The following is a 26,294-nucleotide window of genomic DNA, read 5'->3' as shown; positions in this document are numbered from 1 at the left end:
ACCTACCCTTCGTATTTAAGCACAGGATTTCTTGCTGCTTTTGTTTCATCTGGTCTACTTACAATAGTATTAAGAGGCGCATCCTTCAATAATTGTGGATTTTCACTTGCCTCTTTAGAAATCTCAATCATAGCATCTATAAATTCATCAAGTGTTTCTTTAGATTCAGTTTCTGTTGGTTCAATCATAATTGCTTGGTTAATGATTAATGGGAAGTATACTGTTGGTGGATGATAGCCTTTATCAAGTAATCTCTTAGCTATATCCAATGTAGTTACTTCAGACAATGTGTCCTTTAATCCGCCCAATACAAATTCATGCTTGAATAAAGTATCTATTGGTAAATAGTAATGATCTTTTAACTTATTAGCCATGTAATTAGCATTTAATACAGCTATTTCACTAGCTTTCTTCAATCCGTCACTACCCATTATTAGGATATAAGTGTATGCCCTAACTAATATACCAAAATGTCCAAAGAAATCTTTAACCTTGCCTATGGTATGTGGTACATTATAATCTAGATAATATCTATCTCCATCTTTTTGTACCACTGGAACTGGTAAAAATTCTTCAAGATGCTTTTTAACTCCTATTGGTCCTGAACCTGGCCCGCCACCACCATGAGGTGTTGAGAAGGTTTTATGAATGTTAAAGTGAACTACATCAAATCCCATATCTCCTGGTCTTGCATGACCTAAGATAGCATTTGCATTTGCTCCATCATAGTATAATTGTCCTCCAGCATCATGAACAATTTTAGCGATTTCCTTAATATGCTTATCAAATATACCAAGAGTATTTGGGTTTGTAAGCATTAATCCTGCTGTATCATCTCCTACTACAGCTTTAAGTGCTTCTAAGTCTACCAATCCATCTTTAGTTGACTTAACTTCTACTATTTTATATCCAGCCATTGCTGCTGTAGCTGGGTTTGTACCATGAGCTGAGTCTGGAACTATGATTTTGTTTCTCTTGAAATCTCCATTTTTTTCATGATATGCTTTAATAACCATGATACCAGTTAACTCACCATGAGCACCAGCTGCTGGTTGTAAACTCATTTTATCCATACCAGCTATTTCAGATAAGGATTTATCTAATTCGTACATTAATTGTAACGCACCTTGAGTACAACATTCTGATTGATATGGATGAAGATTTGCAAATCCATCATACCTACATGTATCCTCATTAATTTTCGGATTATATTTCATGGTACATGAGCCTAATGGATAAAAGCCAGTATCTACACCATAATTTTTATTTGATAAATTTGTATAGTGTCTAATTACATCAACCTCAGACAACTCTGGAAAGTTAAGTTCAGTCTCAGATAAAAATTCTTGTGGAATAAAATCATTTATGTCTTTATCTTCTACATCTAGTGCTGGAAGATTATATGCCTTTCTTCCTGGTTTAGATAATTCAAATATTAGTTTATCATACTTTCTCATTTTATCCCCTCCAATACACTACTTAATCTATCTATTTCCTCTTTTGTCCTCTTTTCTGTTACTGCATATAGGACAGCATTTTTAAATTGGGGATAATCTTTACCTAGGTGATATCCACCTATTATTTTTTCCTTTATTAATTCTTGATTTATATTATCAGCATCTATATCAGATGTAATAGCAAATTCTTTAAAGAACGGTTTATCAAAAAGTGGTTTATATTTGCCAGATTTAGTAAGTTTTTCAAAAGCATAATGAGCTTTCTTTGTACTTTGAAGAGCAACTTCTTTTAACCCTTCTTTTCCTAGAGTTACCATATAGATAGTTGCTGCCAATACATTTAAGCCCTGATTTGAGCATATATTAGAAGTAGCTTTTTCTCTTCTTATATGTTGTTCTCTAGCTGTAAGTGTTAAAACAAAAGATCTTTTACCATCTTTATCTTCTGTCTGTCCAACGATTCTACCAGGTAACTTTCTCATATATTCAGATTTAGTAGCTATAAATCCTAAATATGGTCCACCAAATGATAAAGGTATACCCATACCTTGAGCTTCTCCTACTACTACATCAACACCTAGTTCACCTGGTTTTTTTAAGATAGCAAGAGATATTGGGTCAACAGATGCTATAAAGCTAGCTTTCTTAGCCTTATGTGTAATTTCTCCTGTTGCCTTTAAATCCTCGATTATACCGAAGAAGTTTGGACTTTGAACTATAACTGCTGCAGTATTATCATTTAATTTGCTTTCTAATTCTTCTAAATCAGTAACTCCATCTTTCATATCAACTTCTATAACCTTTAGTCCCTGTACATGTGCATAAGTTTTTAGAACCTGTATGGACTCTGGTCTTACTGTCTTAGATATTATAATCTCGTCTTTTCTTGAAGTTGCTGCCGCCATTAAAGCAGCTTCAGTAATAGCAGTTCCACTATCATATAATGAAGCATTGGCAACATCCATCCCAGTTAAATTACATATAAGTGTCTGGAATTCAAATATATACTGTAATGTCCCTTGACTTATTTCTGGTTGGTATGGAGTATATGATGTATAGAATTCTGACCTTGAAATAATATGATTTATTATTGAAGGAATATAATGATCATATGCTCCTGCACCAAGGAAACAAGGCATTTCACTAGTTGAACAGTTCTTTTTTGCTAATGAACTCAAATATGAACTAACTTCCAGTTCACTCTTTGCCTTAGGCAAGTTTAATTCTCTATTTAATCTCATATCCTCAGGAATATCGCTAAATAAATCTCTTAAAGAATTAAGTCCTATAGATTTTAGCATTTCCTGCTCGTCTTCGTGAGTGGTTGCTATATATGGAAACATATTTTATTCCTCCTCAGCTAAAAACTTTTCATATTCCTCACTTGTCATTAATTCTTCTAATTCATCTTTATTAGTCATCTCTACTTTAATCATCCAGTTTTCATATGGATCAGCATTTAAAAGAGCAGGGTCATCTATTAATTCTTCATTAACTTCCACTACTTTTCCACTTACTGGCATATAAATATCCGCAGCTGCTTTAACTGATTCTACAGCTGAAAAAGCTTCTTCTTTTTCAATTTCATCATCAACTTCTGGAAGCTCTACATATACTATATCTCCTAGATGATGTTGTGCATAGTCTGCAACACCTATAACTCCTAAATTCCCTTCTAATTTTACCCATTCATGATCCTTAGTATAATGTAATCCTTTTACAACTTTCATCTTTTAACCCTCCTAATTTATTATTAATTTATTATTTGTTATTTAAGAATTTTTTGCTAATTATTTTTGCTTTAGCTGGCTTATTTCTAATCATGATATCAATTTCTGTTCCTAACTCTGTATATTCAGGTGAAATAAGTGCATTACCAATATTTTTCTTAAGAGTTGGTGACATATATCCTGTAGTAACATGTCCTATTACCTTGCCATCTTTTTGTATTTCATATCCTTCTCTTGGAATTCCTCTATCAATCATTTCAAATCCTGCTAATTTTCTCTTAAGTCCTTCTTTCCATTGCTTGTTAAGAGCTTCCTTACCTATAAAATCTGATGCTTTGTCAAGCTTCACAAAATATTTAAATCCACCCTCTAAAGGATTTATTTCAGCTGAAATTTCATGCCCGTATAATGGCAATGAAGCCTCAAATCTAAGTGTATCTCTACATCCTAACCCACAAGGTTTAATGCCTTCTTCTTTTCCTGCTTCAAGTATATCTTTCCATACCTTTACTATACCTTCATTAGTTGTATAAACTTCAAAACCATCTTCTCCAGTATATCCAGTTCTGGAAACCATACACTCTACTCCATTAATATCTACTTTTCTATTTAATGTAAAGAACGTAATTGTATTTAAATCAGTTTTTGTTAATTTTTGTAATACCTTTTGTGCTAAAGGTCCTTGTATTGCTACTTCTCCAACAGTATCGGAAATATTAGTGATTTCTACGTCAAAATTACCTTTTTGCTCTAATATCCATTTGTAATCCTTTGCCGTATTTGAAGCATTTACTACTAGGTAATAATCATCATGAGCTAATCTATATACTAATAGGTCATCTACTACTCCCCCATCAGGTGCACACATAAAAGTATAGACTATTTGGTTATCTACAACCTTAGAAATATCATTTGTCATAAGATAATCCACGAATGCTAAAGCGTCCTTTCCTTTAACAGTGATTTCACCCATATGGGATACATCAAATAAACCTACAGCATTTCTAACAGCTTCATGTTCTGCAATTAAACCCTCGTATTGTACTGGAAGATACCATCCTGCATAATCAACAACTTTTCCTCCTAAACCTACGTGTTCATCATATAATGGGGTTTTCTTTGCTTCCATTTAACCACTCCTTCCCTTATTTTTTCATATCTACAAATATCTTACCCTATTATCTAAAATTTAAACTGATTTTATTCATAGATAAGTAGTTGTTATGATATTGTAGTATGCCTTAATTATACAAGAGGAGTTAAAAATATGCAATACCGTTATTAAGTTGAAATTACTTGATTAAAATCTTATAAATAAGATATTTACAATGTTAGACAGCATTTTTATATCCTTGACAAAAATTTAGCAACTTATTTTTTATTCACTTTATCCACATTATCCACAATTGTCCGTGGATAATTTATGTAAACTCCTTATTCTCTCCTAAGTATTAATTTCTCTAATATTTATAAATGTCTATTATCAATTATTCACAATTATTTAGCTTATCCACAATTTTTATCAACATCTCAAAACTCATGATTTATATTTGTGTTATTGAAATAATTCATTATCCCTACATATATTGACCAAGCTATTTTTTCCTGATATGATTCATCTACTAATAACTTTTCTTCTATTGTATTTGATAAAAAACCGCATTCAACTAGGGCAGCAGGCATACTAACTTCATTTAATATATATACATCATCTCTTTTTTGTGGCTGTCTTTTATTATTCTTATCCAATACATTTCTCAACTCTTCTTGTATTATAGATGCTAATTTTTCTCCTTCTAAAGAACCACTTTTATAAAATGTCTGAGCTCCATAGTAAGAAGATTTAGTGAAACTGTTTAGATGTATGGATATAAGTATTTCACTACCACTATTCTCTATAACTTCTTTTCTCTTTTTTAAATCTTCTGTTTTCATTTGTCTAAGTGTCTTAGATTCCGATGTATATAGGGCCTTATCTGTTGTCCTAGTCATAAAAACTATTCCCCCACTTTGTTCAATCAGTCGTTTTAATTTTAAAGATATCGCTAAATTTATTTCATCTTCTTTAATCCCATTTTTACTTACTGCTCCTGGATCCACACCTCCATGACCTGGATCTATGGCTATGATCTTATTTGATATTGGCAAATAACTTACTGGCATAGTTCTAAATTGCTTTAATAAATTATAGATTAAGATTAAGGCTATACATAATACCAATGCCAATATTCTAATATGCTTTTTTTTGATAATAAGTAATTTCATTTTTTCTTATCCCTCCTATAGAAATATATTGTAATTATATAAAGTATATTCCAAGGAAAAAATAGATAAATTATTTAATCATATTACGCAGTTTCCCAATTCAAATTTATTTGCTCACTATCATTCGCTAAATTAGGTCATAAAAAAAGCACTGGGTATCCAGTGCTTACAACTATCTCTTACTAAATTGTGGTGATCTTCTTGCTTTCTTAAGACCGTATTTCTTTCTTTCTTTCATTCTTGAATCTCTTGTTAAATGTCCTGCCTTTTTAAGTATAGGTCTTAATTCTTCATCTGATTCAATTAGTGCTCTTGCTATACCATGTCTAATTGCACCAGCTTGACCTGTAAATCCACCGCCTTCAACATTTACTAAAACATCATATTTGTCCATAGTTTCAGTAATAACAAGTGGTTCTTTTGCAATTACTCTCAAAGTTTCATAATCAAAATATTCATCTATATCTCTTTTATTTATAGTAATATTACCATTTCCTGGTACCAATCTAACTCTTGCTACAGAAGTCTTTCTTCTTCCTGTTCCCAAAAATTGTATATTAGCCACTTACAGTCCTCCTTTCTCGTGAGCATTAAAATTCATATATCTCAGGTTGTTGAGCTTCGTGATTATGTTCTGCTCCACTATAAACTTTTAACTTTTTAATCATCTTTCTTCCTAGACTGCTTTTAGGAAGCATACCTTTTACTGCTAATTCAATAGCCATTTCTGGCTTCTCTTCCATCATTCTTTTATATGATATTTCTCTTCCGCCTCCTGGATATCCAGTGTGGTAGAAATGACTTTTTTGTTCTAATTTTTTACCAGTTAATCTAATTTTATCTGCATTTATTATAATAACAAAGTCACCAGTGTCTACATGAGGAGTATATATTGGCTTATTTTTTCCACTCAATATTGTAGCTACCTCTGTAGCTAATCTTCCTAATACTTTGCCTTCTGCATCTATTACATACCATTTTCTATCAACTTCGTTTGTTTTAGCCATAAAGCTTTTCATCATTTTCCCTCCTTATACCGACGTTGAGTAGTCAAAATTAAAAAAGTTCCGGGGCTTTTTTAAAACACTCTAATATATTCTAATACAAGTAATTATCTATGTCAAGACGTTTTTTAAGAGTAATAGACTTTTTCTAAAAATAATCCTTGTGGTGGAGCAGTAGGTCCTGCTCCTTTCCTTTTCTTATCTAGAATTATCTTAGGCAAATTATCCCCATTAATTTTACCAAATCCAATGTAAAGTAATGTACCCACAATTATTCTTACCATATTTCGTAAAAAACTATTTCCCTCTATATTAAACTCTATTAACTCTTTATTCTTTTTTATAGATATATCATAGATTGTTCTAACGGTACTATTAACTTCAGAATTAGCAGCCATAAATGAGGAAAAATCATGGGTTCCTATTAGATGCTGTGATGCCTCTATCATTTTATTTATATCAATATTGTAGGGTACATGATAGGAGAAATTTCTATATATGGCTCTTGGTAATTCTCCATTATATACTATATATTTATATCTCTTTTTTATAGCATCAAATCTCGAATGAAATTTTAAATCTACTTCTTCTGATTCTATAATAGTAATATCATCAGGTAATAAAAATTTTAGTGCATATTTATATTTCTTCCCTGGAATACTTGATGTAGTTAAAAAATTTGCTACCTGTCCTAAGGCATGAACCTTCCCATCAGTCCTGCCTGAACCAATAAGTTTTATTTTTTCTCCTGATAATTTTTCTATGGCGTCTTCTAATTTTTCCTGTATTGTTATAGCATTCTCTTGCTTTTGCCATCCAGAATAATTTGTCCCTTCATATTCAATAACAAGTTTAATATTTTTCATAATTACCCCTATATATATTTAATACTTATAATAAATCCAAAAAACATGATCATAGACATTAATATTATTATATCTATTTTTTCTAGTTTTAACTCATTTAACCTAGTTCTATTATCTCCACCTCTATAACATCTTGCTTCCATTGCTGTAGCCAGTTCATCAGCTCTTCTAAAAGCATTTATAAATAAAGGCACTAATAGTGGCACTAAATTTTTTGCTCGACTCAATATATTACCAGATTCAAAGTCAGCACCTCTTGCCATTTGAGCTTTCATTATTTTATCCGTTTCCTCTAATAGGGTAGGGATAAATCTCAAAGCTATGGTCATCATCATAGCTAATTCATGGGCTGGTAAGCCAATTCTCTTTAATGGCGATAGTAGTTTTTCTATTCCATCAGTTAATGCTATGGGCGATGTGGTAAGGGTAAGAAGGGAAGTTCCCGTAATTAAAAAGATTAATCTCAATGCCATAAAAACAGCTAAATATAATCCTTCTTTTGTTACTGTTAAAGGTCCTATTTCAAATAACACTTCTCCTTTAGTCATAAAAATATTTATAGAAAAGGTTATTAGTATTATAAATAAAAGTGGTTTTATTCCTTTTAAAATAAACTTTAGAGGTACTTTTGATATTTTAACTACAGTAAAGATAAAACTTAATATAAATATATATGGAATAAAGGTATTAATGAAAAACAGAGATGCTATAAATAATGAAATTATAATTATCTTCACTCTTGGGTCTAATTTATGAATTATAGTATTCCCAGGAAAATATTGACCTATTGTTATATCTTTAAGCATCTTCTTTTCTCCTTAAAAACTTTAATATTTCTTCCTTAGCTTCATCTACTGTTAATACATCATCCTTAACATCATTGCCCTTTTCCTTAAACTTTTTCATAAACTTAGTTATTTGTGGAATTCCTAAGCCCAGGCTTTCTAATTCTTCTGCTTTTCTAAAAATTTCTCTAGTACTACCATCCATTTGTAATTTACCCTTATGCATTACAAGTATCCTATCTACTAATTTTGCCACATCTTCCATACTATGAGATACTAATATTATTGTAATGCCCCCTTTTTGGTAAAGTTTCTGAATTTCGCCTAAAATTTCATCTCTACCTCTAGGATCTAATCCTGCTGTTGGCTCATCTAAAACTAATATCTTAGGTTTCATAGCTATTACTCCCGCTATTGCTACTCTTCTCTTTTGTCCTCCGCTTAATTCAAAGGGAGATCTATCTTTTAGCTCATGAAAATTCAAACCTACTAATTCCATAGACTCTTTTACCCTACTATGGATTTCTTCTTCATTAAGTCCTAAATTCCTAGGACCAAAGGCAATATCTTTATAAATATTTTCTTCAAATAATTGATGTTCAGGATATTGAAATACGAGGCCTACTTTTTGCCTAACTTCCTTTAGATTAGCATCCTTTGTAACTATATTTATATTATCTATTATGATATTACCTGAGGTAGGTTTTATTAATCCATTCAAATGTTGTACAAATGTAGATTTTCCAGAACCTGTATGACCTATTAATCCTATAAATTCTCCTTCATCTATTTCTAAACTTATGTTATCAAGGGCTTTTTTTTCAAAGGGAGTATTTGGATTATATATATAATTTAAATTATTTATTTTCATTATCATAATAATTCCACCAATTCTTCTATAGATAGTATGTCTTCTTTTATATCTAATCCTTCTTTTCTTAATTCATATACTAATTCAGTTACTTGTGGTACATCTAAGCCTAATTCCTTAACTTTATCTACTTGTTTAAACACCTCTTTTGGTGTTCCTTCCATAACTATTTCTCCTTGCTCCATTACAAGGATTCTATCAGCCTCTACAGCTTCATCCATATAGTGAGTGATTAAAACTATCGTCTTTTTCTCATCCCTATTTAACTTCTTTATAGTATTCATTACTTCTATTCTACCTATAGGATCTAACATAGCTGTTGGTTCATCTAAAATAATACAATCTGGCTTCATAGCCAAGATTCCAGCAATGGCAATTCTTTGTTTTTGCCCACCTGATAGAAGATGAGGTGCATGTTTTTTATACTCTGTCATTTCAACTACTTCCAAAGCTTCATCTACTCTGGTTCTTATTTCCAATGGAGATATGCCTAAGTTTTCTGGTCCAAAAGCCACATCTTCTTCTACTATTGTAGCAACTATTTGGTTATCTGGATTTTGAAATACCATTCCTGCTTTTTCTCTTATTTCCCATATTTTTTCTGTATCTTTAGTATTCATACCCATTACATAAACATTTCCATTTGTAGGCATCAAAAGTCCATTCATAAGCTTAGCTAAAGTAGATTTACCAGAGCCATTATGACCTAAGATTACTAAAAACTCTCCATTCTTAACCTCTAAATTAAGTTCTTTTACAGCCTTTTGTATACTATCATCTATTAATGATTTATATTCATAGGTAACCTCTTCAATTTTTATCATTGTATTATTCATAATTCTACCTCTAATTATTTATTATTTCCATACTCTAATATAACATAAGGATACCCTTAATTCAATCTACAATTCACAATGTTACAGTTTTATGGCTTAAACTTACTTAATATTTCACACTCTGGAAAATCAAATCTATTTACTCACTACATTCATATAAATTTAGTGCTCATTGCTTTTGACCTACTAAAGCTCACTGGCGTTCGCTGTGTTAGGTCATAAAAAAGGGACTAAGCTTTAACTTAATCCCCTACCCTTTATACTAATTCTAATATAGCCATTTCTGCTCCGTCTCCACGGCGAGGTCCAACTTTTAATACTCTTGTATATCCACCGTTTCTATCTTGATATTTTGGTCCTATTTCATCAAATAGCTTTTTTACTACATCTTCATCATATACATAAGCTAATACTTGACGTCTAGCATGTAAATCTCCTCTTTTTGCTAAGGTAATCATTTTATCTGCCATTCTTTTTGTTTCCTTAGCCCTAGTAACTGTTGTTTCTATTTTTCCGGTTCTCAACAAGGATGTTACTAGATTTCTAAGCATTGCTTTTCTTTGATCTGTAGGGCGACCAAGTTTTCTTAACGTTGTCACATTTATCCCTCCTTCATGCCTTGTTACTCATCAGATTTCTTTAGACTCAATCCTAATTCAGCAAGTTTTCTTTGTACTTCCTCAAGGGATTTCTTACCAAGATTTCTTACTTTCATCATGTCTTCCTCTGTTTTTTGTGTTAATTCTTCCACTGTATTTATAGCTGCTCTCTTTAAACAATTATAACTACGTACTGAAAGATCCAACTCTTCTACAGTCATTTCAAGAACTTTCTCTTTCTTGTCCTCTTCTTTTTCCACCATTATTTCAACTTCACTAACATGTTCAGTTAGCCCAATAAAAAGATTTAAGTGTTCTGTAAGTATTTTTGCTCCTAAAGAAGTGGCTTCATCAGGATTCATAGTTCCATTTGTCCATACTTCTAGAATCAATCTATCATAGTCAGTAATCTGACCTACTCTTGTATTTTCTACTGCAAAGTTTACCTTTTTTACTGGAGTAAATGCAGAGTCAACGGGTATAACGCCTACTGGTTGACCTTCTTTTTTATTTCTCTCGGCTACTACATAACCTCTACCCTTTACTAATTCGAGTTCCATGTATAGATTACCATCTTCATTTACGGTAGCAATATGATGATCCTTATTTATGATCTCCACATCTGGACCTGTAATAATATCTCCTGCAGTTACAATCTGAGAACCTTGTGCCTCAATTCTCAAGGTTACAGGTTCATCAGTATATATTTTAGCTGCAAGACCCTTTATATTTAATATTATTTCTGGCACATCTTCCAGTACACCTGGTATAGTTGAAAATTCATGTAGCACTCCTTGAATTTTTATTGAAGATACCGCTGCACCTGGTAATGAAGATAATAACACTCTTCTCAATGAATTTCCTAAGGTTGTACCATAGCCTCTCTCTAGTGGCTCTACCATAAACTTTCCATAACTCTCATCATCACTCAACTCTAGAATTTCAATTCTTGGTTTTTCAATTTCTATCATTAACATTAACCCTCCTTAAAATTTGGTTTGTTAAAGTACGAGGGCAACTGATTTTGTTATGAATACTATTATTTAGAATATAACTCAACGATTAAGTGTTCTTCTACTGGTATATCTATATCCTCTCTAGTTGGTTCAGCTACTATGCTACCCTTTAATTGATCAATATCCACATTTATCCATTTAACAGTGTTGCCATTATGATTTTCTACTAAACTTTTAATTTTTTCGCTGCCTCTAGTTCTTTCCTTTATCTCAACAACATCTCCAACAGAAAGAATTACAGATGGTATATCTACCTTAGAACCATTAACTAAGAAATGACCATGTGTAACTAATTGTCTTGCTTCTGCTCTTGATGATGCAAAACCCATTCTATATACAACATTATCTAATCTTAGTTCAAGTATTTTAAGTAGATTTTCACCTGTTATTCCTCTCATTTTATCTGCCATAATGAAATATTTAACCATTTGAGACTCAGAAATTCCGTAGAATCTACGAACCTTTTGTTTTTCTCTAAGCTGCATTCCATATTCTGTTACTTTCTTTCTTGATTGTCCGTGTTGTCCTGGTGCATAATTTCTCTTGTTTATTGCACATTGGTCTGTATAACATCTATCTCCCTTAAGAAATAGTTTCATACCTTCTCTACGACACAGTCTACAAACTGGACCTGTATATCTTGCCATCTACTACACCTCCTATTAAACTCTTCTACGTTTTGGTGGTCTACATCCATTATGAGGAATAGGAGTAACATCCTTGATCATATTTACTTCTAATCCCGTTGCTTGTAATGACCTAATTGCTGCTTCTCTTCCTGAACCAGGCCCCTTAACGTATACTTCTACACTCTTTAATCCGTGTTCCATAGCCTTTTTAGCTGCTTCCTCTGCTGCTTGCTGTGCTGCATAAGGAGTAGATTTCCTAGAACCTCTAAAACCTAATTGTCCAGCACTAGCCCATGATAATACATTACCTTGTAAGTCTGTTAGGGTAACCATAGTATTATTGAATGTTGATGAGATATGTGCTTGACCTCTCTCTATATTCTTACGTTCTCTTCTTCTAACACGAGTTACTTTGCCTTTTTTAGCTGCCACTTAATTTCCCTCCTTTACCTACTTCTTCTTAGATACCAATCTCTTTGGACCTTTTCTTGTTCTAGCATTAGTCTTAGTTCTTTGGCCTCTTACTGGAAGTCCTCTTTTATGTCTCATGCCTCTATAACAGTTAATTTCTCTAAGTCTTTTTATATTTAGTGCAACTTCTCTTCTCAAGTCACCTTCTACATGATAACCATCTATAACAGCTCTAAGGCTTGCTACTTCAGACTCTGTTAAATCTTTTACCCTAGTATCTGGATTTACACCAGCCTTCGCCAATATCTCATTTGCTCTTGGTCTACCAATACCAAATATATATGTTAAACCAACTTCAACTCTCTTGTCTCTTGGTAAGTCAACACCTGCTATTCTTGCCATTAATGTTTACACCTCCTAAAATAAATACATTCGCAAAATAGTGACCTCTCTATTAACCTTGTTTTTGCTTATGTCTTGGATTTTCACAAATAACCATGACCTTTCCGTGTCTTTTGATTATTTTACATTTTTCACATATTTTCTTAACTGATGGTCTTACTTTCATTTAAATCCCTCCTATGCTACTTGTTTCGCCAGGTTATTCTGCCTCTAGTCAAATCATAGGGTGACAGTTCAACTGTTACCTTATCTCCAGGAAGTATCCTTATATAATTCATTCTCAATTTTCCAGAAATATGGGCTAATATTTCATGACCATTTTCTAGCTTTACTTTAAAAATAGCATTAGGTAAAGCATCTACTACCGTACCTTCAACTTCAATAACATCAGATTTAGACATTAGGTTTTCGAACCTCCTGTTCAAACAAATTTAGAAACTCTTATTGAAAGGTTCTAATAATTTTCTTATATACGCATTATTAATTTTAATTTTATTATCTAACTTATACTGTAATTCAGATAAAACAGTATTATAAACAATCAAATGCTTTAACTTTTTCTGTTTTGGATTGTCAAGTTTTCTTAAACTGCCATCTACAATCAACACATTTTGACTGTCTATGATGTCCAGTACTAAGAAAACTTTTCCTTTATCCCTTCCAGCTCTCGACTTAACCACCTGCCCGATGGCTATGTCGTCACTTAAATCCATTATAAATTCACCTCTTTATAATAGCTTATTAAAAACGCTGGTTCTTTCACGAAAGGTATTACCTTCCTCATTAATTATCTCCTAAAGCTTTCACTATAGTTTCAAAGACTTCGTCTATTGGTTTAGTTCCATCTATATTAAGTATTATCCCTTTTTCTTGATAATAATCAATTAATGGCTGTGTTTGATTAAGATATACTTCTATCCTAGTAGCCACTGTTTCATGAGTATCATCATCTCTTTGAAATAATTCTCCATTATCTATGTCACATAAATTTTCTACCTTAGGTGGATTAAATTTAACATGATAAGATGAACCACATGTTTTACAAATTCTTCTACCAACAGCTCTTTCAATTAAAATTTCCTTGTCTGCATCAATATTAACAACTTTATCAAGTTTTATACCCATTTTTGTAAGTTCCTTGTCTAAAGCCTCTGCTTGATTTATAGTTCTTGGAAATCCATCTAAAAGAAAACCATGGACGCAATCTTCTTTAGTCAATCTATCCTTCACAATTGAAACCACAAGCTCATCTGGTACTAAAAGACCTTTATCCATATATTCTTTGGCCTTTTTTCCTAATTCAGTTCCATCTTTGATATTGGCTCTGAATATATCTCCAGTTGAAATATGTGGTACATTGTATTTTTTTACTATAGCTGATGCTTGAGTTCCTTTACCTACACCAGGTGGCCCTAATAAGATTAGTCTCAAAATACTCATCTCCTATAGCTTAATTTAAAAATCCTTTATAATGTCTCATTAACATTTGTGCTTCCATTTGTTTAACAGTTTCCAATGCAACACCTACAACTATTATTATACTTGTTCCTCCAAAACTAACATGCATATGAAATATCTTAGATAAAATAATTGGTAAAGATGCTAAAACTGCTAAAGACAATCCGCCAACAAATGTAATTCTAGTTACAACTCTATTTAAATGTTCAGATGTTGGTCTTCCTGGTCTAATACCTGGAATAAAACCACCATTTTGCTGTAAATTCTTTGCATATTCTACAGTATTAAATTGAATAGCTGTATAAAAATAGGTAAAGAACATAATCAATAGAATATTTAATATAGAATATATCCAAACACCTACATTACCTTGTGGTGTTAGATATTTAGTTATCCATGCTGAAGGAGAACCTTTAGTAAATAATGCAATTGTTTGTGGAAAGGCAAGTAAAGATGATGCAAAAATTACAGGCATTACTCCTGCCATTGACACCTTTACAGGTATATGTGTGGACTGTCCGCCATACATTTTTCTTCCAACTACTCTCTTAGCATATTGTACTGGAATTCTTCTTTCTCCCTCTTGTAACGCAACTACAAATGCAATGATAACTAAAAATACTATAGCAAAAATAACTACCTTTATTACACTTAATTCACCTATACTTATTAGGTTAAATGTATTTATTAAATCTTTAGGTAATCTAGATATAATCCCTATAAATATTATAAGTGATATACCATTACCGATTCCTTTTTCAGTTATCATATCTCCTATCCACATTAAAAATGCAGTACCTGCTACCATAGTAATTATAACTATTGTAGTTTGCAAAGCATTAATAGTCTCTAATGCTGAACTAAAAAATCCAAAAGTATATCCTATGGCTTGAATTAATGCTAATCCCATAGCTGTATATCTAGTATATTTTGTTATTTTCTTCTTTCCTTCTTCTCCCTCTTTAGCTAATTCTTCCAATCTAGGAATAGCTATAGTAAGAAGTTGAATTACTATTGATGCTGTAATATATGGATATATATTAGTAGCAAATATGCTAAAGCTACTTAAGGTTCCACCGCCCATTAAATCAAGGAATTGCAATATTCCACCCTTAGTTTTTTCGAATATATCAGCTATAATTTCCTTATTCATATATGGAACAGGTATGCTTGAGCCTAATCTAAAAACCAATAGCATTAATAACGTGAATATAATTTTCTTTCTAATCTCGGGTATCCTCCAGGCATTCCTTAAGGTCGAAAGCATTTATATCACCTCTACCTTTCCTCCTGCAGCCTCGATCTTTTCAGCGGCAGTTTTACTAAATTTTTGTGCCTGTACAGTAAGCTTGATGTTAATTTCTCCATCTCCAAGTATCTTAACTCCATCTTTTGCTTTTCCCTTTTTTACTATTCCTTCATTGAATAAAAGCTCTGGAGTAACAACTGTGTTTTCTGGGAATCTATTTAATTCTTCAATATTTACTATGGCATATTCTTTTGCAAATATATTAGTAAAGCCACGTTTTGGCATTCTTCTAAATAATGGCATTTGGCCACCTTCAAACCCTGGTCTAACTCCACCGCCTGATCTTGAGTTTTGACCTTTATGACCTTTACCAGATGTCTTTCCAAGACCAGAACCAATACCTCTTCCTAGTCTTTTTTTAGCCTTAGTTCCTCCGCCAACATTTGGTCTTAAATCATTTAGTTTCATAGTTACACCTCCTTAAATCTAATCTAGTACTTCAACCATGTAGTTTACTTGATGTATCATACCTCTAATTTGAGGGGTATCATTCTTTTCCACTACTTGACCAATCTTTTTGAATCCAAGAGCCTCTACTGTTTTCCTATGAGCTTCTGGTTTTCCAATAGGGCTTTTAACCAACTTAATTTTGATCATAGCCATCCTAAAATCCCCCCTAGCCTAATATTTCTTCTACAGTTTTTCCTCTTAATTTTGCAACATCTTCTGCTCTTTTTAGTCCTCTTAGAGCTTCTACTGTAGCATTAACAACATTTCTTGGGTTATTTGTTCCTAAGCATTTTGTTCTTATATCTCTTATACCAGCTAATTCACATACAGCACGAACTGCTCCACCAGCAATAACTCCTGTACCTTCTTTAGATGGTTTTAGTAATACTCTTCCTGCTCCAAATTCTCCAATAACTTCATGTGGTATTGTAGTTCCAACAAGAGGAACTGATATTATATGTTTTTTAGCATCTTGAATAGCTTTTCTAATAGCTTCAGGTACTTCTAATGCCTTAGCCATTCCTACTCCAACATTTCCGTTTCCATCTCCTACTACAACTAAAGCACTAAATCTAAAGTTTCTACCACCTTTTACAACTTTAGTAACACGGTTGATGCTAACAACTCTTTCTTTTAATTCTAATTCACTTCCGTCTTTATATGAACGTTCCATTAATTCCCCTCCTTCTATTAGAACTTAAGTCCAGCTTCTCTCGCAGCTTCAGCAAGTTCCTTTATTCTTCCATGATAAATATATCCGCCTCTATCAAACACTACTTCTTTTATCCCTTTTTCTAATGCCTTTTTGGCAACAGTTTCTCCAACATGTTTTGCAGCTTCTTTATTGCTAGTAGAAGTAAGGTTAAGAGATTTATCTAGTGTGGAAGCTGAAACTAATGTATGACCTACTGAATCATCAATTATTTGAGCATATATATGATTTCCACTCCTATAGATATTAAGTCTTGGTCTATCAGGAGTTCCATTGATTTTCTTTCTTACTCTTGAATGTCTTGCTTTTCTATTTTCATTTTTATTTATTTTTTTAAACAATGTTTTTCACTCCCTTCTACTTACCAGTCTTACCAACCTTACGTCTTATTATTTCACCAGCATATTTGATACCTTTACCCTTATAAGGTTCTGGTTTTCTAAATGCTCTTATATTTGCTGCGTAGTTTCCTACAAGTTGTTTATCTATACCCTTAACAATAATTTTGTTTGCTGCTGGTACTTCTATTTCGATTCCTGCAGGATCTTCTAACTCTACTGGATGTGAATATCCTAAAGTTAACACTAGTTTTTTTCCTTGTTTTGCAGCTCTATATCCAGTACCTTCTATTTCTAGAGTTTTTGAATATCCTTCTGTAACTCCTATTATCATGTTTGAAATCAAAGTTCTTGATAAACCATGTAAAGATTTATGCTTTTTATTTTCAGTTGGTCTACCAACTGTTAGCACACCATCTTCTATCTTTATTTCCATATCAGGATTTATATTCTCAGATAATTGTCCTTTAGGACCTTTTACCTCAACTAAATTATTATCATTTATTTTAATCTCCACGCCACTTGGGATAGTAATTGGCTTTAATCCTATTCTTGACATGAGTGCACCTCCTTCACGTAATTTAGCTATTTATTACCAAACATAACAAATAACTTCTCCGCCTACTCCTTCTTTTCTAGCAACTTTATCAGTCATAATACCACTAGAAGTGGAAAGTATTGCTATTCCAAGACCACCTAATACTCTTGGAACTTCATCAGATTTTACATATACTCTAAGGCCTGGTTTAGAAATTCTTTTAATTCCAGATATAACCTTTTCATTATGTTTACCATATTTTAAATCTACTCTTATAATCCCTTGTTTCCCATCATCTATTACATCGAAGCCCTTTATAAACCCTTCATCTAGTAGGATTTGAGCTAATTGTTTTTTTATGTTTGAAGCAGGAATATCAACAGAATCATGCTTCGCATTGTTTCCATTTCTTATTCTCGTTAACATATCTGCAATTGGGTCTGTCATCATAATTTAGTTACCTCCTTTCATAAGCTTGTTGCTACCAGCTTGCTTTTCTAACTCCAGGTATTTGACCTTTGTATGCTAATTCTCTAAAACAAATACGGCATACTCCATATTTTCTTAAATAAGCATGAGGCCTTCCGCATATTTTACATCTATTATATTCTCTACTACTGAACTTTTGTTTTCTTTGTTGTTTAACAACCATAGATTTCTTTGCCAAAAAAAATTCCCTCCTTCTCTACTTTTTAAAGGGCATACCCATTAGTCCTAAAAACGCCTTTGCCTCTTCGTCAGTTTTTGCTGTAGTTACGATTATGATATCTAATCCTCTAATAGATTCAACCTTATCATATTCAATTTCAGGGAATATTAACTGTTCTTTAATTCCTAATGCATAGTTTCCTCTACCATCAAAAGAAGTATCACTTACTCCTCTAAAGTCCCTAACTCTTGGTAATGCAATATTCATTAATTTATCTAAAAAGTGGTACATTTTATCTCCTCTAAGAGTAACCTTAGTACCTATATTCATGCCTTCACGTAGCTTAAAATTCGCTATTGATTTTTTAGCCTTAGTTATAACAGGTTTTTGTCCTGCAATCATTTCTAATTCTTTTACTGCTGATTCAAGTAGTTTTGGATTATCTCTAGCCTCTCCAATACCCATATTGATTACTACTTTTTCAAGTCTTGGTACTTCCATTATGTTTCCATATTGAAATTTTTCCATTAATGCATTTACTACTTCATTTGTATATTTTTCTTTTAATCTGGAAGCCATTCCTATTACCTCCTTTCCACATTAGACTATTTATCTAGAACTTCTCCACATTTTTTACACACTCTTACCTTGCTTCCATCAGCTAGTAAGTTATGACCAACTCTTACTCCAGTTTTATCTTTTTCACAAAAATACATCACATTTGATGCATTTATCGCACCTTCCATTTTAACTATTCCGCCTGGGATTGTTGGACCTTGTGCTTTTTTATGTTTTGTAAGCATGTTTACGCCTTCAACTATTACTCTATTTTCATTAGGAAATACTCTTAGCACTTTCCCTTTTTTTCCTTTATCTTTTCCAGCAATAACAACTACTGTGTCTCCACTCTTTACATGCATGCTTTACACCTCCTCCTATAGTACTTCCGGTGCCAAGGATATTATTTTCATAAAGTTTCCTCTTCTAAGCTCCCTAGTAACAGGTCCGAATATACGAGTACCTACTGGGTTCTTATCATCTTTTATAATAACAGCTGCATTATCATCGAATTTAATATAAGAGCCATCATTTCTTCTAACTCCATGCTTAGTTCTTACAACAACAGCTTTTACTACCTCACCTTTTTTAACAACTCCACCTGGTGTTGCTGTTTTAACAGTACAAATTACTATATCTCCAACTCTAGCATATTTTTTATTTGTTCCACCTAATACTCTAATAACTAATACTTCTTTAGCACCTGAATTATCAGCTATTCTCATACGGCTTTCCGTTTGAATCATCCGAATACCTCCCTTCCAAGTTAAAAGGACTATTTAGCCTTCTCTACTATATTTACTACTCTCCATCTTTTATCCTTACTAAGTGGTCTGGTTTCCATTATTTTAACGATATCGCCAACTCCACACTCATTATTTTCATCATGAGCTTTAAACTTAGTGGTTTTTCTTATTTGCTTCTTATATAAAGGATGTGTTACGAAAGTTTCAACAGCAACAACTACAGTTTTATCCATTTTGTCGCTTACAACATTGCCTATTCTAACCTTACGATTTCCTCTTTCCATCTAAGATTAAACCTCCTTTCCTATACCTAATTCTCGTTCTCTCACTATTGTTTTAACACGAGCTATATCTTTTCTAACTGCTTTTATTCTTAATGGATTATCTAATTGACCAGTAGCCAATTGAAATCTTAAGTTGAATAATTCAGCTTTTAACTCTGTTAGCTTATTATTTAATTCTACTTCTGATAATTGGCGTACTTCCTTAATCTTCATTAGCTTCACCACCCTTTTCTTGCGTTTCCTCGCGAGTAACAAACTTTGTCTTTATTGACAATTTATGTGCAGCTAGTCTCATTGCTTCTCTAGCATCTTCTTCTGATACTCCGCCCATTTCAAATAAGATTCTACCTGGTTTAACTACTGCTACCCAATACTCAGGTGAACCTTTTCCAGAACCCATACGTGTTTCAGCAGGTTTTTCTGTTACTGGCTTATCTGGAAATACTTTAATCCAAACATTACCGCCTCTCTTAACATATCTTGTCATAGCACGTCTTGCAGCCTCTATTTGATTAGAAGTAATCCAAGTTGGCTCTAATGCTTGCAAACCAAATTCTCCATAAGTAATCGTATTTCCACGAGTAGCCTTTCCCTTCATTCTTCCTCTATGAACTCTACGATATTTTACTCTTTTAGGCATTAACATCTTATTTTCCTCCTTCCTACGGAATTTTTTCTATTCTTCTACAGTTTTCTCTACTTTTTCTACCTTTTTAGTAGGAAGAACTTCACCTTTATATAACCATACTTTTACTCCAAGCTTACCATAAGTAGTATCTGCTTCAGCAAAACCATAATCTATGTCAGCTCTTAATGTTTGTAGAGGTATTGTTCCTTCACTATACCCTTCAGTTCTGGCCATATCTGCTCCACCAAGTCTTCCTGATACTGAAGTTTTAATTCCTTTTCCTCCAGATCTCATAGTTCTTTGGATTGCTTGTTTCATTGCTCTTCTAAATGAAACTCTTCTTTCAAGTTGTGAAGCAATGTTTTCAGCAACTAATTGAGCATCTAGCTCTGGGATTTTAATTTCTTCAACATTTACAACTACAGACTTTTTAGTCATTTTTTCAATATCTAATCTTAGTTCTTCTACTCCAGAACCACCTTTTCCTATAACCATCCCTGGCTTAGCTGTATATACTGTAAGTTTAATTCTATTCGCAGCTCTTTCAATTTCAATTTTAGAAACACCAGAGATGAATAGTTTTTTCTTAACAAATTCACGTATTTTATTGTCTTCCACTAAATATTCATTAAAAGTCTTTTTATCAGCATACCATTTTGAATCCCAATCTTTAATTATTCCGACCCTTAAACCATGTGGGTTAACCTTTTGACCCATTAACTATCCCTCCTTTTCTAATCTCTTTCTTTTACAACTACTCCTATATGACTACTTCTCTTTAATATTGGATAAGCCATACCTCTTGCTTTAGGTCTAAATCTTTTCATATGTGGGCCATCATTTGCATAGGCATCAGCTACAAAAAGATTATCTCTATCCATATTGAAGTTATTTTCAGCATTAGCAATTGCAGATGTTAAAACTTTTTCAAGAACTCTCGCACCTTGTTTAGGTGTAAATCTTAAAATTGATAAAGCTTCATCCACTTGTTTGCCTCTAATTTCTTTACATATGAAATTTACCTTTAGTGGTGAAATTCGTACATATTTGGCTATAGCTCTAGCTTCCACTATATTTCCCTCCTTCTTCTTTATCTTACACCAGATGACCTTTCGTTTTTATCAACATGAGATCTAAATGTTCTCGTTGGAACAAACTCACCTAGTTTGTGACCTACCATATCTTCTGTAATATATATAGGCACGTGTTTTCTTCCATCATGTACTGCTATTGTATGACCAACCATTTCTGGAAATATAGTTGAACGGCGTGACCATGTTTTAATAACTTTTTTATCATTATTTTTATTTAACTCTTCTACTTTTTTAAGAAGATGGTCATCACAAAAGGGTCCTTTTTTAAGAGATCTACCCATGATTACTCCTCCTTTCAGATATTTAACTACTTAGTTCTTCTTCTCACGATATATTTGTCTGATTTTTTATTTTTCTTCCTAGTTTTTAATCCCATTGCAGGTTTACCCCATGGAGTCAATGGTGCAGGCATACCTATTGGAGCTCTACCTTCTCCACCACCATGTGGATGGTCTACAGGGTTCATTGCACTACCTCTAACTGTTGGTCTGATACCCATATGTCTAGTTCTACCAGCCTTACCTATTGTAATAAGCTCGTGAGATATATTTCCTACTTGACCAATTGTTGCACGGCAGTTAAGTCTAACTAATCTAAATTCTCCTGAAGGTAATCTAAGTTGTGCAAACTCTCCTTCTTTTGCCATTAGTTGAGCTGATGCACCTGCTGATCTAACAAGTTGACCACCTTTTCCTGGTTGTAATTCTACGTTATGGACATTTGTACCTACTGGAATATCTTTTAACTCCAATGCATTACCTATTTTAATATCTGCATTTTCGCCAGATTCTATTAAATCTCCAACTTTTAAATTATGTGGTGCTAAAATATATCTTTTTTCACCATCAACATAATTAATAAGCGCTATATTAGCTGTTCTATTTGGATCATATTCAATAGCAGCAACACGACCCGGTATACCATCTTTATCTCTTTTAAAATCTATTATTCTATATTTTCTCTTAGCTCCACCACCCCTATGGCGAATAGTGATTCTACCTTGTGAGTTTCTTCCACCACTTCTATTTAAGTTAATAAGTAGTGATTTTTCTGGCTCTTTTTTTGTTATCTCTTCAAATGTAGAAACTGTCATCTGTCTAAGTGCAGGGGAAGTTGCTTTAAATTTTCTAACGCTCATCGTTTTCCCTCCTTCTATGAAATTTCTATTCCATTCCTTCGAAGAATTCTATTCTCTTAGAATCTTCCGTTAATTTTACTATAGCTTTTTTCCAATCTGGTCTTTTACCTGAATGAATTCCTTGTCTTTTAACTTTACCAAGCATATTCATTACACTAACCTTCTCAACTTTTACATCAAATATAGTTTCTATAGCTTTTTTTACTTCCGCCTTGTTTGTTCTTTTATCAACAACAAAAGTATATTTACCATATGCCATATCATCCATACTTCTCTCAGTTATTATTGGTCTGATGATAATATCGTGTGGATTACGCATTATGCATACACCTCCTCCACTTTTCTTACTGCATCTTTAGTTATAATAAATGAATTATATTTTAATATATCATAAACATTTAATGTATTAACAAGAGCAGTTTGTACATTCGGAATGTTATTTGCTGATCTTATAACATTTTCATTCTTATCTCCCATAACTATTAAAGCCTTTTTATCTGCATTTATTTTAGTTAAGAAATTAGCCATATCCTTAGTCTTTGGAGCATCAAAGTTTATTTCATCTATTACTATTATTTCATTATTTAAAACCTTTGAAGTTAATGCAGATTTCATTGCAAGTCTTCTAACTTTCTTAGGTACACTATAACTGTAGTCTCTTGGTTTTGGTGCAAATGTAACTCCACCACCTGTGAAATGTGGTGCTCTGATACTTCCTTGACGAGCTCTACCTGTACCTTTTTGTCTCCAAGGCTTTCTACCACCGCCTCTTACTTCTGCTCTAGTTTTAGCAGATTGTGTTCCTTGTCTTTTATTAGCAAGTTGGTTTTTTACAACTTCATAAACTACATGTTGGTTTACTTCAACACCAAATATATTTTCATCTAACTCAATTTCTCCTACTTGTTCTCCTAACATGTTATAAACATTTACCTTAGGCATTTTGCATCCTCCTTTCCGCCTTAATTATTACTTTTTAACCGTTTCTTTTATAGTTACTATTCCCTTCTTAGGTCCTGGAATTGCACCTTTTATAAGGATTAGATTTTTATCAACATCTACTCTAACTACTTCAAGATTTTGTACAGTTACTCTTTCATTTCCCATTCTACCCATCATTCTATGACCTTTAAATACTCTTCCTGGGTAAGTACCTGCTGACATACCACCTGGTGCTCTATGGAATTTAGAACCATGAGATTCTCTTCCTCTACCAAAGCCATGTCTCTTTATAACACCTTGGGTTCCTTTACCTTTAGAAACACCAATAACATCAACTAAATCCCCTTCTGCAAATACGTCTGCTTTTATTTCCTGTCCTATTTCATATTCGTCTGGGTTTTCTACTTTAAATTCTTTTAAGTATTTCTTATATGCTACATTTCCTTTATTAAAATGACCTTTCATAGGCTTGTTTATTCTTTGTTCTTTTATATCTTGAAATCCCACTTGGATTGCATTATATCCATCTATCTCAACAGTTTTCTTTTGAACAACAACTAAAGGACCAGCTTCAACAACTGTTACTGGAACTACAGATCCATCTTCTTTGAAAATTTGAGTCATTCCAATTTTTCTTCCCATTATGTTTTTCATTACTACACCTCCTATTATCTTACAGCGGATTACTTTAAGTAATCATATAAATATCCTTATGATCTAATTTCAATATCTACTCCCGCAGGTAAATTCAATTTCATAAGTGAATCTACAGTCTTTTGATTTGGGTTTAAGATATCGATTAATCTCTTATGAGTTCTTTGCTCGAATTGCTCTCTAGAATCTTTGTACTTATGAACAGCTCTTAATATTGTTATTATTTCTTTTTCAGTTGGTAATGGTACCGGACCTGAAACAGTTGCACCTGTTCTCTTAGCAGTTTCAACTATTCTTTGAGCTGATGCATCTAGAAGCTCATGATCATAAGCCTTTAACCTAATTCTTATTTTTTGTTTACCATTGTTTGACATTTAATTCCCTCCTTCTATCGCATGCTGTTTTGTTACATGCGACTTGGCGTTGCCGATACACACCTCCAGGTGTGTTGTTATTTTTTTAAATAAAAACAACGGCAATCCCAGTCGCCCGATTTATAACCGGACATTCTCAGCAAAAATTCCCTGTTTTTAACAGCCACCTTTTGCATCATCGCAATGTCTAAAATTGAACACTACTACATTTTATAATAAACCAAGTGAAAACTCAAGCTTTTTTTTAAATAAACTCAAGTTTTTTTATACATCTTTAGACATTAGCAGGGGCCCACTAATTTTCGGGTCCCCGCTTTATATCTAAACTTAAAAATTATTCAAGAACTTTAGTTACAACTCCTGCTCCTACTGTTCTTCCACCTTCACGTATAGCAAATCTTAGTCCTTCTTCCATTGCTATTGGTGTGATTAATTCTATACTAAATCTTGCGTTATCTCCTGGCATTACCATTTCTACGCCTTCTTCTAGTTTTATATCTCCTGTTACGTCTGTTGTTCTAAAGTAGAATTGTGGTCTATATCCATTAAAGAATGGTGTATGTCTTCCACCCTCTTCTTTTGATAGTACATATACTTCTGATTCGAATTTTGTATGAGGTTTTATTGATTTTGGTTTTGCTAATACTTGACCTCTTTCAATTTCGTTCCTTTGTACTCCTCTTAGAAGTGCTCCTATATTATCTCCTGCTTGTGCTTCGTCTAGTAGTTTTCTAAACATTTCTACTCCTGTTACTACTACTGTTCTTGCTTCTTCTGATAGACCAACGATTTCTACGTTGTCTCCTGTTTTTACTACTCCTCTTTCTACTCTTCCTGTTGCTACTGTTCCTCTTCCTGTAATTGAGAATACGTCTTCTACTGGCATTAGGAATGGTTTGTCTGTATCTCTTTCTGGTTGTGGAATGTATTCATCTACTGTTTCCATTAGAGCTACTATTTTATCTCCCCATGGTCCATCTGGTTCTTCTATTGCTCTTAATGCTGAACCTACTGTTATTGGTGTATTATCTCCATCAAATTCATATTCGGATAGTAATTCTCTTACTTCCATTTCTACTAATTCAATTAGTTCTTCGTCATCTACCATATCTTGTTTGTTTAAGAATACTACTATCTTTGGTACTCCTACTTGTCTTGATAATAAGATATGTTCTCTTGTTTGTGGCATTGGACCGTCTGCTGCTGATACTACTAAGATTGCTCCGTCCATTTGTGCTGCTCCTGTTATCATGTTCTTTACATAGTCAGCGTGACCTGGGCAGTCTACGTGTGCATAGTGACGGTTTGCTGTTTCATATTCTACGTGTGATGTTGAGATTGTTATTCCTCTTTCTCTCTCCTCTGGTGCTTTATCTATGTTGTCATAGCTCATTACTGTTCCTGAGCCAAATCTTTTGTTTAATACCATTGTAATTGCTGCTGTTAATGTTGTTTTTCCATGGTCTACGTGTCCTATGGTCCCTATGTTTACGTGGGGTTTAGTTCTTTCAAATTTTGCTTTTGCCATTTCAATTTTCCTCCTTAATTATA

Annotated in this window: 43 protein-coding genes; all 43 read right to left on the bottom strand. The window is 32.9% G+C overall.

Going from position 1 to position 26,294, the window contains the following annotated elements; all coding sequences use genetic code 11:
• Positions 1–2 precede the first annotated feature (2 nt).
• The 43 genes from gcvPB to tuf all read right to left on the bottom strand — a co-directional run bounded on the left by gcvPB (position 3) and on the right by tuf (position 26,271).
• Entirely contained in the window at positions 3–1,457 is a 1,455-nt protein-coding gene (gcvPB, locus tag BUB33_RS12615) for an aminomethyl-transferring glycine dehydrogenase subunit GcvPB (RefSeq protein WP_072976953.1), read from the bottom strand.
• Positions 1,454–2,800, bottom strand: coding sequence for an aminomethyl-transferring glycine dehydrogenase subunit GcvPA (gcvPA, locus tag BUB33_RS12610; RefSeq protein ID WP_072976951.1), 1,347 nt, complete (start codon positions 2,798–2,800; stop codon positions 1,454–1,456). The genes gcvPB and gcvPA overlap by 4 nt, the downstream gene beginning before the upstream one ends.
• 3 nt (positions 2,801–2,803) lie before the next feature.
• On the bottom strand, positions 2,804–3,187 hold the full coding sequence (gene gcvH, locus BUB33_RS12605; RefSeq protein ID WP_072976949.1) for a glycine cleavage system protein GcvH: 384 nt from the start codon (positions 3,185–3,187) through the stop codon (positions 2,804–2,806).
• Positions 3,188–3,218: 31 nt separating this feature from the next.
• A complete protein-coding gene (gene gcvT / locus BUB33_RS12600) occupies positions 3,219–4,316 on the bottom strand; it encodes a glycine cleavage system aminomethyltransferase GcvT (protein ID WP_072976947.1) in 1,098 nt (365 codons plus the stop codon).
• 401 nt (positions 4,317–4,717) lie between these two features.
• Positions 4,718–5,452, bottom strand: coding sequence for an N-acetylmuramoyl-L-alanine amidase CwlD (cwlD, locus tag BUB33_RS12595; protein WP_072976944.1), 735 nt, complete (start codon positions 5,450–5,452; stop codon positions 4,718–4,720).
• A gap of 172 nt (positions 5,453–5,624) precedes the next feature.
• The gene (gene rpsI, locus BUB33_RS12590; RefSeq protein ID WP_072976942.1) at positions 5,625–6,017 is read right to left on the bottom strand and encodes a 30S ribosomal protein S9; all 393 of its coding nucleotides are present in this window, start codon (positions 6,015–6,017) and stop codon (positions 5,625–5,627) included.
• 25 nt (positions 6,018–6,042) lie between these two features.
• Positions 6,043–6,471 carry a 50S ribosomal protein L13 gene (gene rplM / locus BUB33_RS12585; RefSeq protein ID WP_072976939.1) on the bottom strand — a complete coding sequence of 143 codons (429 nt, stop codon included), beginning with the start codon at positions 6,469–6,471 and terminating at the stop codon, positions 6,043–6,045.
• A 113-nt stretch (positions 6,472–6,584) separates the two neighbouring features.
• Positions 6,585–7,322 (bottom strand): tRNA pseudouridine(38-40) synthase TruA, encoded by a 738-nt coding sequence (gene truA / locus BUB33_RS12580; protein WP_072976937.1) that lies wholly within the window; start codon positions 7,320–7,322, stop codon positions 6,585–6,587.
• An 8-nt stretch (positions 7,323–7,330) separates the two neighbouring features.
• Entirely contained in the window at positions 7,331–8,128 is a 798-nt protein-coding gene (locus tag BUB33_RS12575; RefSeq protein WP_072976935.1) for an energy-coupling factor transporter transmembrane component T family protein, read from the bottom strand.
• On the bottom strand, positions 8,121–8,984 hold the full coding sequence (locus BUB33_RS12570) for an energy-coupling factor transporter ATPase (protein ID WP_072976933.1): 864 nt from the start codon (positions 8,982–8,984) through the stop codon (positions 8,121–8,123). Before BUB33_RS12570 ends, BUB33_RS12575 begins: the two co-directional genes overlap by 8 nt.
• A complete protein-coding gene (locus tag BUB33_RS12565) occupies positions 8,981–9,802 on the bottom strand; it encodes an energy-coupling factor transporter ATPase (RefSeq protein WP_200778219.1) in 822 nt (273 codons plus the stop codon). The genes BUB33_RS12570 and BUB33_RS12565 overlap by 4 nt, the downstream gene beginning before the upstream one ends.
• Positions 9,803–10,071: 269 nt before the next feature.
• Positions 10,072–10,413 (bottom strand): 50S ribosomal protein L17, encoded by a 342-nt coding sequence (gene rplQ / locus BUB33_RS12560; protein WP_072976928.1) that lies wholly within the window; start codon positions 10,411–10,413, stop codon positions 10,072–10,074.
• 23 nt (positions 10,414–10,436) lie between these two features.
• Positions 10,437–11,384, bottom strand: a complete 948-nt coding sequence (locus tag BUB33_RS12555; protein WP_072977047.1) for a DNA-directed RNA polymerase subunit alpha — start codon at positions 11,382–11,384, stop codon at positions 10,437–10,439.
• A 68-nt stretch (positions 11,385–11,452) separates the two neighbouring features.
• A complete protein-coding gene (rpsD, locus tag BUB33_RS12550; RefSeq protein ID WP_072976926.1) occupies positions 11,453–12,076 on the bottom strand; it encodes a 30S ribosomal protein S4 in 624 nt (207 codons plus the stop codon).
• Positions 12,077–12,091: 15 nt separating this feature from the next.
• The gene (gene rpsK, locus BUB33_RS12545; protein ID WP_072976924.1) at positions 12,092–12,490 is read right to left on the bottom strand and encodes a 30S ribosomal protein S11; all 399 of its coding nucleotides are present in this window, start codon (positions 12,488–12,490) and stop codon (positions 12,092–12,094) included.
• 18 nt (positions 12,491–12,508) lie between these two features.
• Positions 12,509–12,871, bottom strand: coding sequence for a 30S ribosomal protein S13 (gene rpsM, locus BUB33_RS12540; RefSeq protein WP_072976922.1), 363 nt, complete (start codon positions 12,869–12,871; stop codon positions 12,509–12,511).
• 52 nt (positions 12,872–12,923) lie between these two features.
• The gene (gene rpmJ / locus BUB33_RS12535) at positions 12,924–13,037 is read right to left on the bottom strand and encodes a 50S ribosomal protein L36 (protein ID WP_072976919.1); all 114 of its coding nucleotides are present in this window, start codon (positions 13,035–13,037) and stop codon (positions 12,924–12,926) included.
• 16 nt (positions 13,038–13,053) lie between these two features.
• Positions 13,054–13,272 carry a translation initiation factor IF-1 gene (gene infA, locus BUB33_RS12530; RefSeq protein ID WP_072976916.1) on the bottom strand — a complete coding sequence of 73 codons (219 nt, stop codon included), beginning with the start codon at positions 13,270–13,272 and terminating at the stop codon, positions 13,054–13,056.
• A gap of 30 nt (positions 13,273–13,302) precedes the next feature.
• Positions 13,303–13,584, bottom strand: a complete 282-nt coding sequence (locus tag BUB33_RS12525; RefSeq protein ID WP_072976914.1) for a KOW domain-containing RNA-binding protein — start codon at positions 13,582–13,584, stop codon at positions 13,303–13,305.
• Between the two features lie 70 nt (positions 13,585–13,654).
• Positions 13,655–14,302 carry an adenylate kinase gene (locus BUB33_RS12520; RefSeq protein ID WP_072976912.1) on the bottom strand — a complete coding sequence of 216 codons (648 nt, stop codon included), beginning with the start codon at positions 14,300–14,302 and terminating at the stop codon, positions 13,655–13,657.
• Positions 14,303–14,321: 19 nt separating this feature from the next.
• Positions 14,322–15,596, bottom strand: a complete 1,275-nt coding sequence (secY, locus tag BUB33_RS12515) for a preprotein translocase subunit SecY (RefSeq protein ID WP_072976910.1) — start codon at positions 15,594–15,596, stop codon at positions 14,322–14,324.
• Complete coding sequence (gene rplO, locus BUB33_RS12510) at positions 15,597–16,046, bottom strand: 50S ribosomal protein L15 (protein ID WP_072976908.1); 450 nt, start codon at positions 16,044–16,046, stop codon at positions 15,597–15,599.
• An 18-nt stretch (positions 16,047–16,064) separates the two neighbouring features.
• Positions 16,065–16,241 carry a 50S ribosomal protein L30 gene (gene rpmD / locus BUB33_RS12505; protein ID WP_072976906.1) on the bottom strand — a complete coding sequence of 59 codons (177 nt, stop codon included), beginning with the start codon at positions 16,239–16,241 and terminating at the stop codon, positions 16,065–16,067.
• 13 nt (positions 16,242–16,254) lie between these two features.
• On the bottom strand, positions 16,255–16,761 hold the full coding sequence (rpsE, locus tag BUB33_RS12500) for a 30S ribosomal protein S5 (protein ID WP_072976903.1): 507 nt from the start codon (positions 16,759–16,761) through the stop codon (positions 16,255–16,257).
• A gap of 17 nt (positions 16,762–16,778) precedes the next feature.
• Complete coding sequence (gene rplR, locus BUB33_RS12495; protein WP_072976901.1) at positions 16,779–17,141, bottom strand: 50S ribosomal protein L18; 363 nt, start codon at positions 17,139–17,141, stop codon at positions 16,779–16,781.
• A gap of 16 nt (positions 17,142–17,157) precedes the next feature.
• The gene (gene rplF / locus BUB33_RS12490; protein WP_072976898.1) at positions 17,158–17,697 is read right to left on the bottom strand and encodes a 50S ribosomal protein L6; all 540 of its coding nucleotides are present in this window, start codon (positions 17,695–17,697) and stop codon (positions 17,158–17,160) included.
• A 33-nt stretch (positions 17,698–17,730) separates the two neighbouring features.
• Positions 17,731–18,126 carry a 30S ribosomal protein S8 gene (gene rpsH, locus BUB33_RS12485; protein WP_072976896.1) on the bottom strand — a complete coding sequence of 132 codons (396 nt, stop codon included), beginning with the start codon at positions 18,124–18,126 and terminating at the stop codon, positions 17,731–17,733.
• Between the two features lie 31 nt (positions 18,127–18,157).
• The gene (locus BUB33_RS12480; protein ID WP_072976894.1) at positions 18,158–18,343 is read right to left on the bottom strand and encodes a type Z 30S ribosomal protein S14; all 186 of its coding nucleotides are present in this window, start codon (positions 18,341–18,343) and stop codon (positions 18,158–18,160) included.
• Positions 18,344–18,361: 18 nt separating this feature from the next.
• Positions 18,362–18,904 carry a 50S ribosomal protein L5 gene (gene rplE, locus BUB33_RS12475; protein ID WP_072976892.1) on the bottom strand — a complete coding sequence of 181 codons (543 nt, stop codon included), beginning with the start codon at positions 18,902–18,904 and terminating at the stop codon, positions 18,362–18,364.
• Positions 18,905–18,930: 26 nt separating this feature from the next.
• Entirely contained in the window at positions 18,931–19,245 is a 315-nt protein-coding gene (gene rplX / locus BUB33_RS12470; RefSeq protein WP_072976879.1) for a 50S ribosomal protein L24, read from the bottom strand.
• Between the two features lie 15 nt (positions 19,246–19,260).
• Positions 19,261–19,629 carry a 50S ribosomal protein L14 gene (rplN, locus tag BUB33_RS12465; protein WP_072976877.1) on the bottom strand — a complete coding sequence of 123 codons (369 nt, stop codon included), beginning with the start codon at positions 19,627–19,629 and terminating at the stop codon, positions 19,261–19,263.
• Between the two features lie 29 nt (positions 19,630–19,658).
• Entirely contained in the window at positions 19,659–19,913 is a 255-nt protein-coding gene (rpsQ, locus tag BUB33_RS12460; RefSeq protein WP_072976875.1) for a 30S ribosomal protein S17, read from the bottom strand.
• 6 nt (positions 19,914–19,919) lie between these two features.
• Positions 19,920–20,126, bottom strand: a complete 207-nt coding sequence (rpmC, locus tag BUB33_RS12455) for a 50S ribosomal protein L29 (protein WP_072976872.1) — start codon at positions 20,124–20,126, stop codon at positions 19,920–19,922.
• Positions 20,116–20,559: a 50S ribosomal protein L16 gene (gene rplP, locus BUB33_RS12450; RefSeq protein ID WP_072976869.1), complete on the bottom strand. Its 444-nt coding sequence runs from the start codon at positions 20,557–20,559 to the stop codon at positions 20,116–20,118. Before rplP ends, rpmC begins: the two co-directional genes overlap by 11 nt.
• Before the next feature lie 30 nt (positions 20,560–20,589).
• A complete protein-coding gene (gene rpsC / locus BUB33_RS12445; protein WP_072976867.1) occupies positions 20,590–21,258 on the bottom strand; it encodes a 30S ribosomal protein S3 in 669 nt (222 codons plus the stop codon).
• A gap of 17 nt (positions 21,259–21,275) precedes the next feature.
• Complete coding sequence (rplV, locus tag BUB33_RS12440; RefSeq protein WP_072976865.1) at positions 21,276–21,611, bottom strand: 50S ribosomal protein L22; 336 nt, start codon at positions 21,609–21,611, stop codon at positions 21,276–21,278.
• A gap of 20 nt (positions 21,612–21,631) precedes the next feature.
• Positions 21,632–21,916 carry a 30S ribosomal protein S19 gene (gene rpsS, locus BUB33_RS12435; RefSeq protein WP_072976863.1) on the bottom strand — a complete coding sequence of 95 codons (285 nt, stop codon included), beginning with the start codon at positions 21,914–21,916 and terminating at the stop codon, positions 21,632–21,634.
• A 26-nt stretch (positions 21,917–21,942) separates the two neighbouring features.
• The gene (gene rplB / locus BUB33_RS12430) at positions 21,943–22,773 is read right to left on the bottom strand and encodes a 50S ribosomal protein L2 (protein WP_072976860.1); all 831 of its coding nucleotides are present in this window, start codon (positions 22,771–22,773) and stop codon (positions 21,943–21,945) included.
• A 25-nt stretch (positions 22,774–22,798) separates the two neighbouring features.
• Complete coding sequence (rplW, locus tag BUB33_RS12425) at positions 22,799–23,092, bottom strand: 50S ribosomal protein L23 (RefSeq protein ID WP_072976858.1); 294 nt, start codon at positions 23,090–23,092, stop codon at positions 22,799–22,801.
• Positions 23,092–23,715, bottom strand: coding sequence for a 50S ribosomal protein L4 (gene rplD / locus BUB33_RS12420; protein ID WP_072976856.1), 624 nt, complete (start codon positions 23,713–23,715; stop codon positions 23,092–23,094). The genes rplW and rplD overlap by 1 nt, the downstream gene beginning before the upstream one ends.
• Before the next feature lie 27 nt (positions 23,716–23,742).
• Entirely contained in the window at positions 23,743–24,369 is a 627-nt protein-coding gene (rplC, locus tag BUB33_RS12415; RefSeq protein ID WP_072976853.1) for a 50S ribosomal protein L3, read from the bottom strand.
• A 56-nt stretch (positions 24,370–24,425) separates the two neighbouring features.
• Positions 24,426–24,743: a 30S ribosomal protein S10 gene (rpsJ, locus tag BUB33_RS12410; protein WP_072976851.1), complete on the bottom strand. Its 318-nt coding sequence runs from the start codon at positions 24,741–24,743 to the stop codon at positions 24,426–24,428.
• Between the two features lie 334 nt (positions 24,744–25,077).
• Entirely contained in the window at positions 25,078–26,271 is a 1,194-nt protein-coding gene (gene tuf / locus BUB33_RS12405) for an elongation factor Tu (protein ID WP_072976718.1), read from the bottom strand.
• Positions 26,272–26,294: the final 23 nt, after the last annotated feature.

Source organism: Tissierella praeacuta DSM 18095 (genome assembly GCF_900128955.1).
GTDB classification, from domain to species: domain Bacteria; phylum Bacillota; class Clostridia; order Tissierellales; family Tissierellaceae; genus Tissierella; species Tissierella praeacuta.
Note: the sequence above shows the minus strand (reverse complement) of the source record. Positions and strands in the feature narration are given on the sequence as shown.

What these genes read in the sequence shown, in the direction of transcription:
- gcvPB (WP_072976953.1), bottom strand. Translation starts at nt 1,457, where the DNA reads ATGAGAAAGTATGATAAACTAATATTTGAATTATCTAAACCAGGAAGA.
- gcvPA (WP_072976951.1), bottom strand. Translation starts at nt 2,800, where the DNA reads ATGTTTCCATATATAGCAACCACTCACGAAGACGAGCAGGAAATGCTA.
- gcvH (WP_072976949.1), bottom strand. Translation starts at nt 3,187, where the DNA reads ATGAAAGTTGTAAAAGGATTACATTATACTAAGGATCATGAATGGGTA.
- gcvT (WP_072976947.1), bottom strand. Translation starts at nt 4,316, where the DNA reads ATGGAAGCAAAGAAAACCCCATTATATGATGAACACGTAGGTTTAGGA.
- cwlD (WP_072976944.1), bottom strand. Translation starts at nt 5,452, where the DNA reads ATGAAATTACTTATTATCAAAAAAAAGCATATTAGAATATTGGCATTG.
- rplM (WP_072976939.1), bottom strand. Translation starts at nt 6,471, where the DNA reads ATGAAAAGCTTTATGGCTAAAACAAACGAAGTTGATAGAAAATGGTAT.
- truA (WP_072976937.1), bottom strand. Translation starts at nt 7,322, where the DNA reads ATGAAAAATATTAAACTTGTTATTGAATATGAAGGGACAAATTATTCT.
- BUB33_RS12575 (WP_072976935.1), bottom strand. Translation starts at nt 8,128, where the DNA reads ATGCTTAAAGATATAACAATAGGTCAATATTTTCCTGGGAATACTATA.
- BUB33_RS12570 (WP_072976933.1), bottom strand. Translation starts at nt 8,984, where the DNA reads ATGATAATGAAAATAAATAATTTAAATTATATATATAATCCAAATACT.
- BUB33_RS12565 (WP_200778219.1), bottom strand. Translation starts at nt 9,802, where the DNA reads ATGATAAAAATTGAAGAGGTTACCTATGAATATAAATCATTAATAGAT.
- BUB33_RS12555 (WP_072977047.1), bottom strand. Translation starts at nt 11,384, where the DNA reads ATGATAGAAATTGAAAAACCAAGAATTGAAATTCTAGAGTTGAGTGAT.
- rpsD (WP_072976926.1), bottom strand. Translation starts at nt 12,076, where the DNA reads ATGGCAAGATATACAGGTCCAGTTTGTAGACTGTGTCGTAGAGAAGGT.
- rpsM (WP_072976922.1), bottom strand. Translation starts at nt 12,871, where the DNA reads ATGGCAAGAATAGCAGGTGTTGACTTACCAAGAGACAAGAGAGTTGAA.
- rpmJ (WP_072976919.1), bottom strand. Translation starts at nt 13,037, where the DNA reads ATGAAAGTAAGACCATCAGTTAAGAAAATATGTGAAAAATGTAAAATA.
- infA (WP_072976916.1), bottom strand. Translation starts at nt 13,272, where the DNA reads ATGTCTAAATCTGATGTTATTGAAGTTGAAGGTACGGTAGTAGATGCT.
- BUB33_RS12525 (WP_072976914.1), bottom strand. Translation starts at nt 13,584, where the DNA reads ATGGATTTAAGTGACGACATAGCCATCGGGCAGGTGGTTAAGTCGAGA.
- secY (WP_072976910.1), bottom strand. Translation starts at nt 15,596, where the DNA reads ATGCTTTCGACCTTAAGGAATGCCTGGAGGATACCCGAGATTAGAAAG.
- rplO (WP_072976908.1), bottom strand. Translation starts at nt 16,046, where the DNA reads ATGAAACTAAATGATTTAAGACCAAATGTTGGCGGAGGAACTAAGGCT.
- rpmD (WP_072976906.1), bottom strand. Translation starts at nt 16,241, where the DNA reads ATGGCTATGATCAAAATTAAGTTGGTTAAAAGCCCTATTGGAAAACCA.
- rpsE (WP_072976903.1), bottom strand. Translation starts at nt 16,761, where the DNA reads ATGGAACGTTCATATAAAGACGGAAGTGAATTAGAATTAAAAGAAAGA.
- rplF (WP_072976898.1), bottom strand. Translation starts at nt 17,697, where the DNA reads ATGTCAAGAATAGGATTAAAGCCAATTACTATCCCAAGTGGCGTGGAG.
- rpsH (WP_072976896.1), bottom strand. Translation starts at nt 18,126, where the DNA reads ATGATGACAGACCCAATTGCAGATATGTTAACGAGAATAAGAAATGGA.
- rplE (WP_072976892.1), bottom strand. Translation starts at nt 18,904, where the DNA reads ATGGCTTCCAGATTAAAAGAAAAATATACAAATGAAGTAGTAAATGCA.
- rplX (WP_072976879.1), bottom strand. Translation starts at nt 19,245, where the DNA reads ATGCATGTAAAGAGTGGAGACACAGTAGTTGTTATTGCTGGAAAAGAT.
- rplN (WP_072976877.1), bottom strand. Translation starts at nt 19,629, where the DNA reads ATGATTCAAACGGAAAGCCGTATGAGAATAGCTGATAATTCAGGTGCT.
- rpsQ (WP_072976875.1), bottom strand. Translation starts at nt 19,913, where the DNA reads ATGGAAAGAGGAAATCGTAAGGTTAGAATAGGCAATGTTGTAAGCGAC.
- rpmC (WP_072976872.1), bottom strand. Translation starts at nt 20,126, where the DNA reads ATGAAGATTAAGGAAGTACGCCAATTATCAGAAGTAGAATTAAATAAT.
- rplP (WP_072976869.1), bottom strand. Translation starts at nt 20,559, where the DNA reads ATGTTAATGCCTAAAAGAGTAAAATATCGTAGAGTTCATAGAGGAAGA.
- rpsC (WP_072976867.1), bottom strand. Translation starts at nt 21,258, where the DNA reads ATGGGTCAAAAGGTTAACCCACATGGTTTAAGGGTCGGAATAATTAAA.
- rpsS (WP_072976863.1), bottom strand. Translation starts at nt 21,916, where the DNA reads ATGGGTAGATCTCTTAAAAAAGGACCCTTTTGTGATGACCATCTTCTT.
- rplB (WP_072976860.1), bottom strand. Translation starts at nt 22,773, where the DNA reads ATGAGCGTTAGAAAATTTAAAGCAACTTCCCCTGCACTTAGACAGATG.
- rplW (WP_072976858.1), bottom strand. Translation starts at nt 23,092, where the DNA reads ATGCGTAATCCACACGATATTATCATCAGACCAATAATAACTGAGAGA.
- rplD (WP_072976856.1), bottom strand. Translation starts at nt 23,715, where the DNA reads ATGCCTAAGGTAAATGTTTATAACATGTTAGGAGAACAAGTAGGAGAA.
- rplC (WP_072976853.1), bottom strand. Translation starts at nt 24,369, where the DNA reads ATGAAAAACATAATGGGAAGAAAAATTGGAATGACTCAAATTTTCAAA.
- rpsJ (WP_072976851.1), bottom strand. Translation starts at nt 24,743, where the DNA reads ATGTCAAACAATGGTAAACAAAAAATAAGAATTAGGTTAAAGGCTTAT.
- tuf (WP_072976718.1), bottom strand. Translation starts at nt 26,271, where the DNA reads ATGGCAAAAGCAAAATTTGAAAGAACTAAACCCCACGTAAACATAGGG.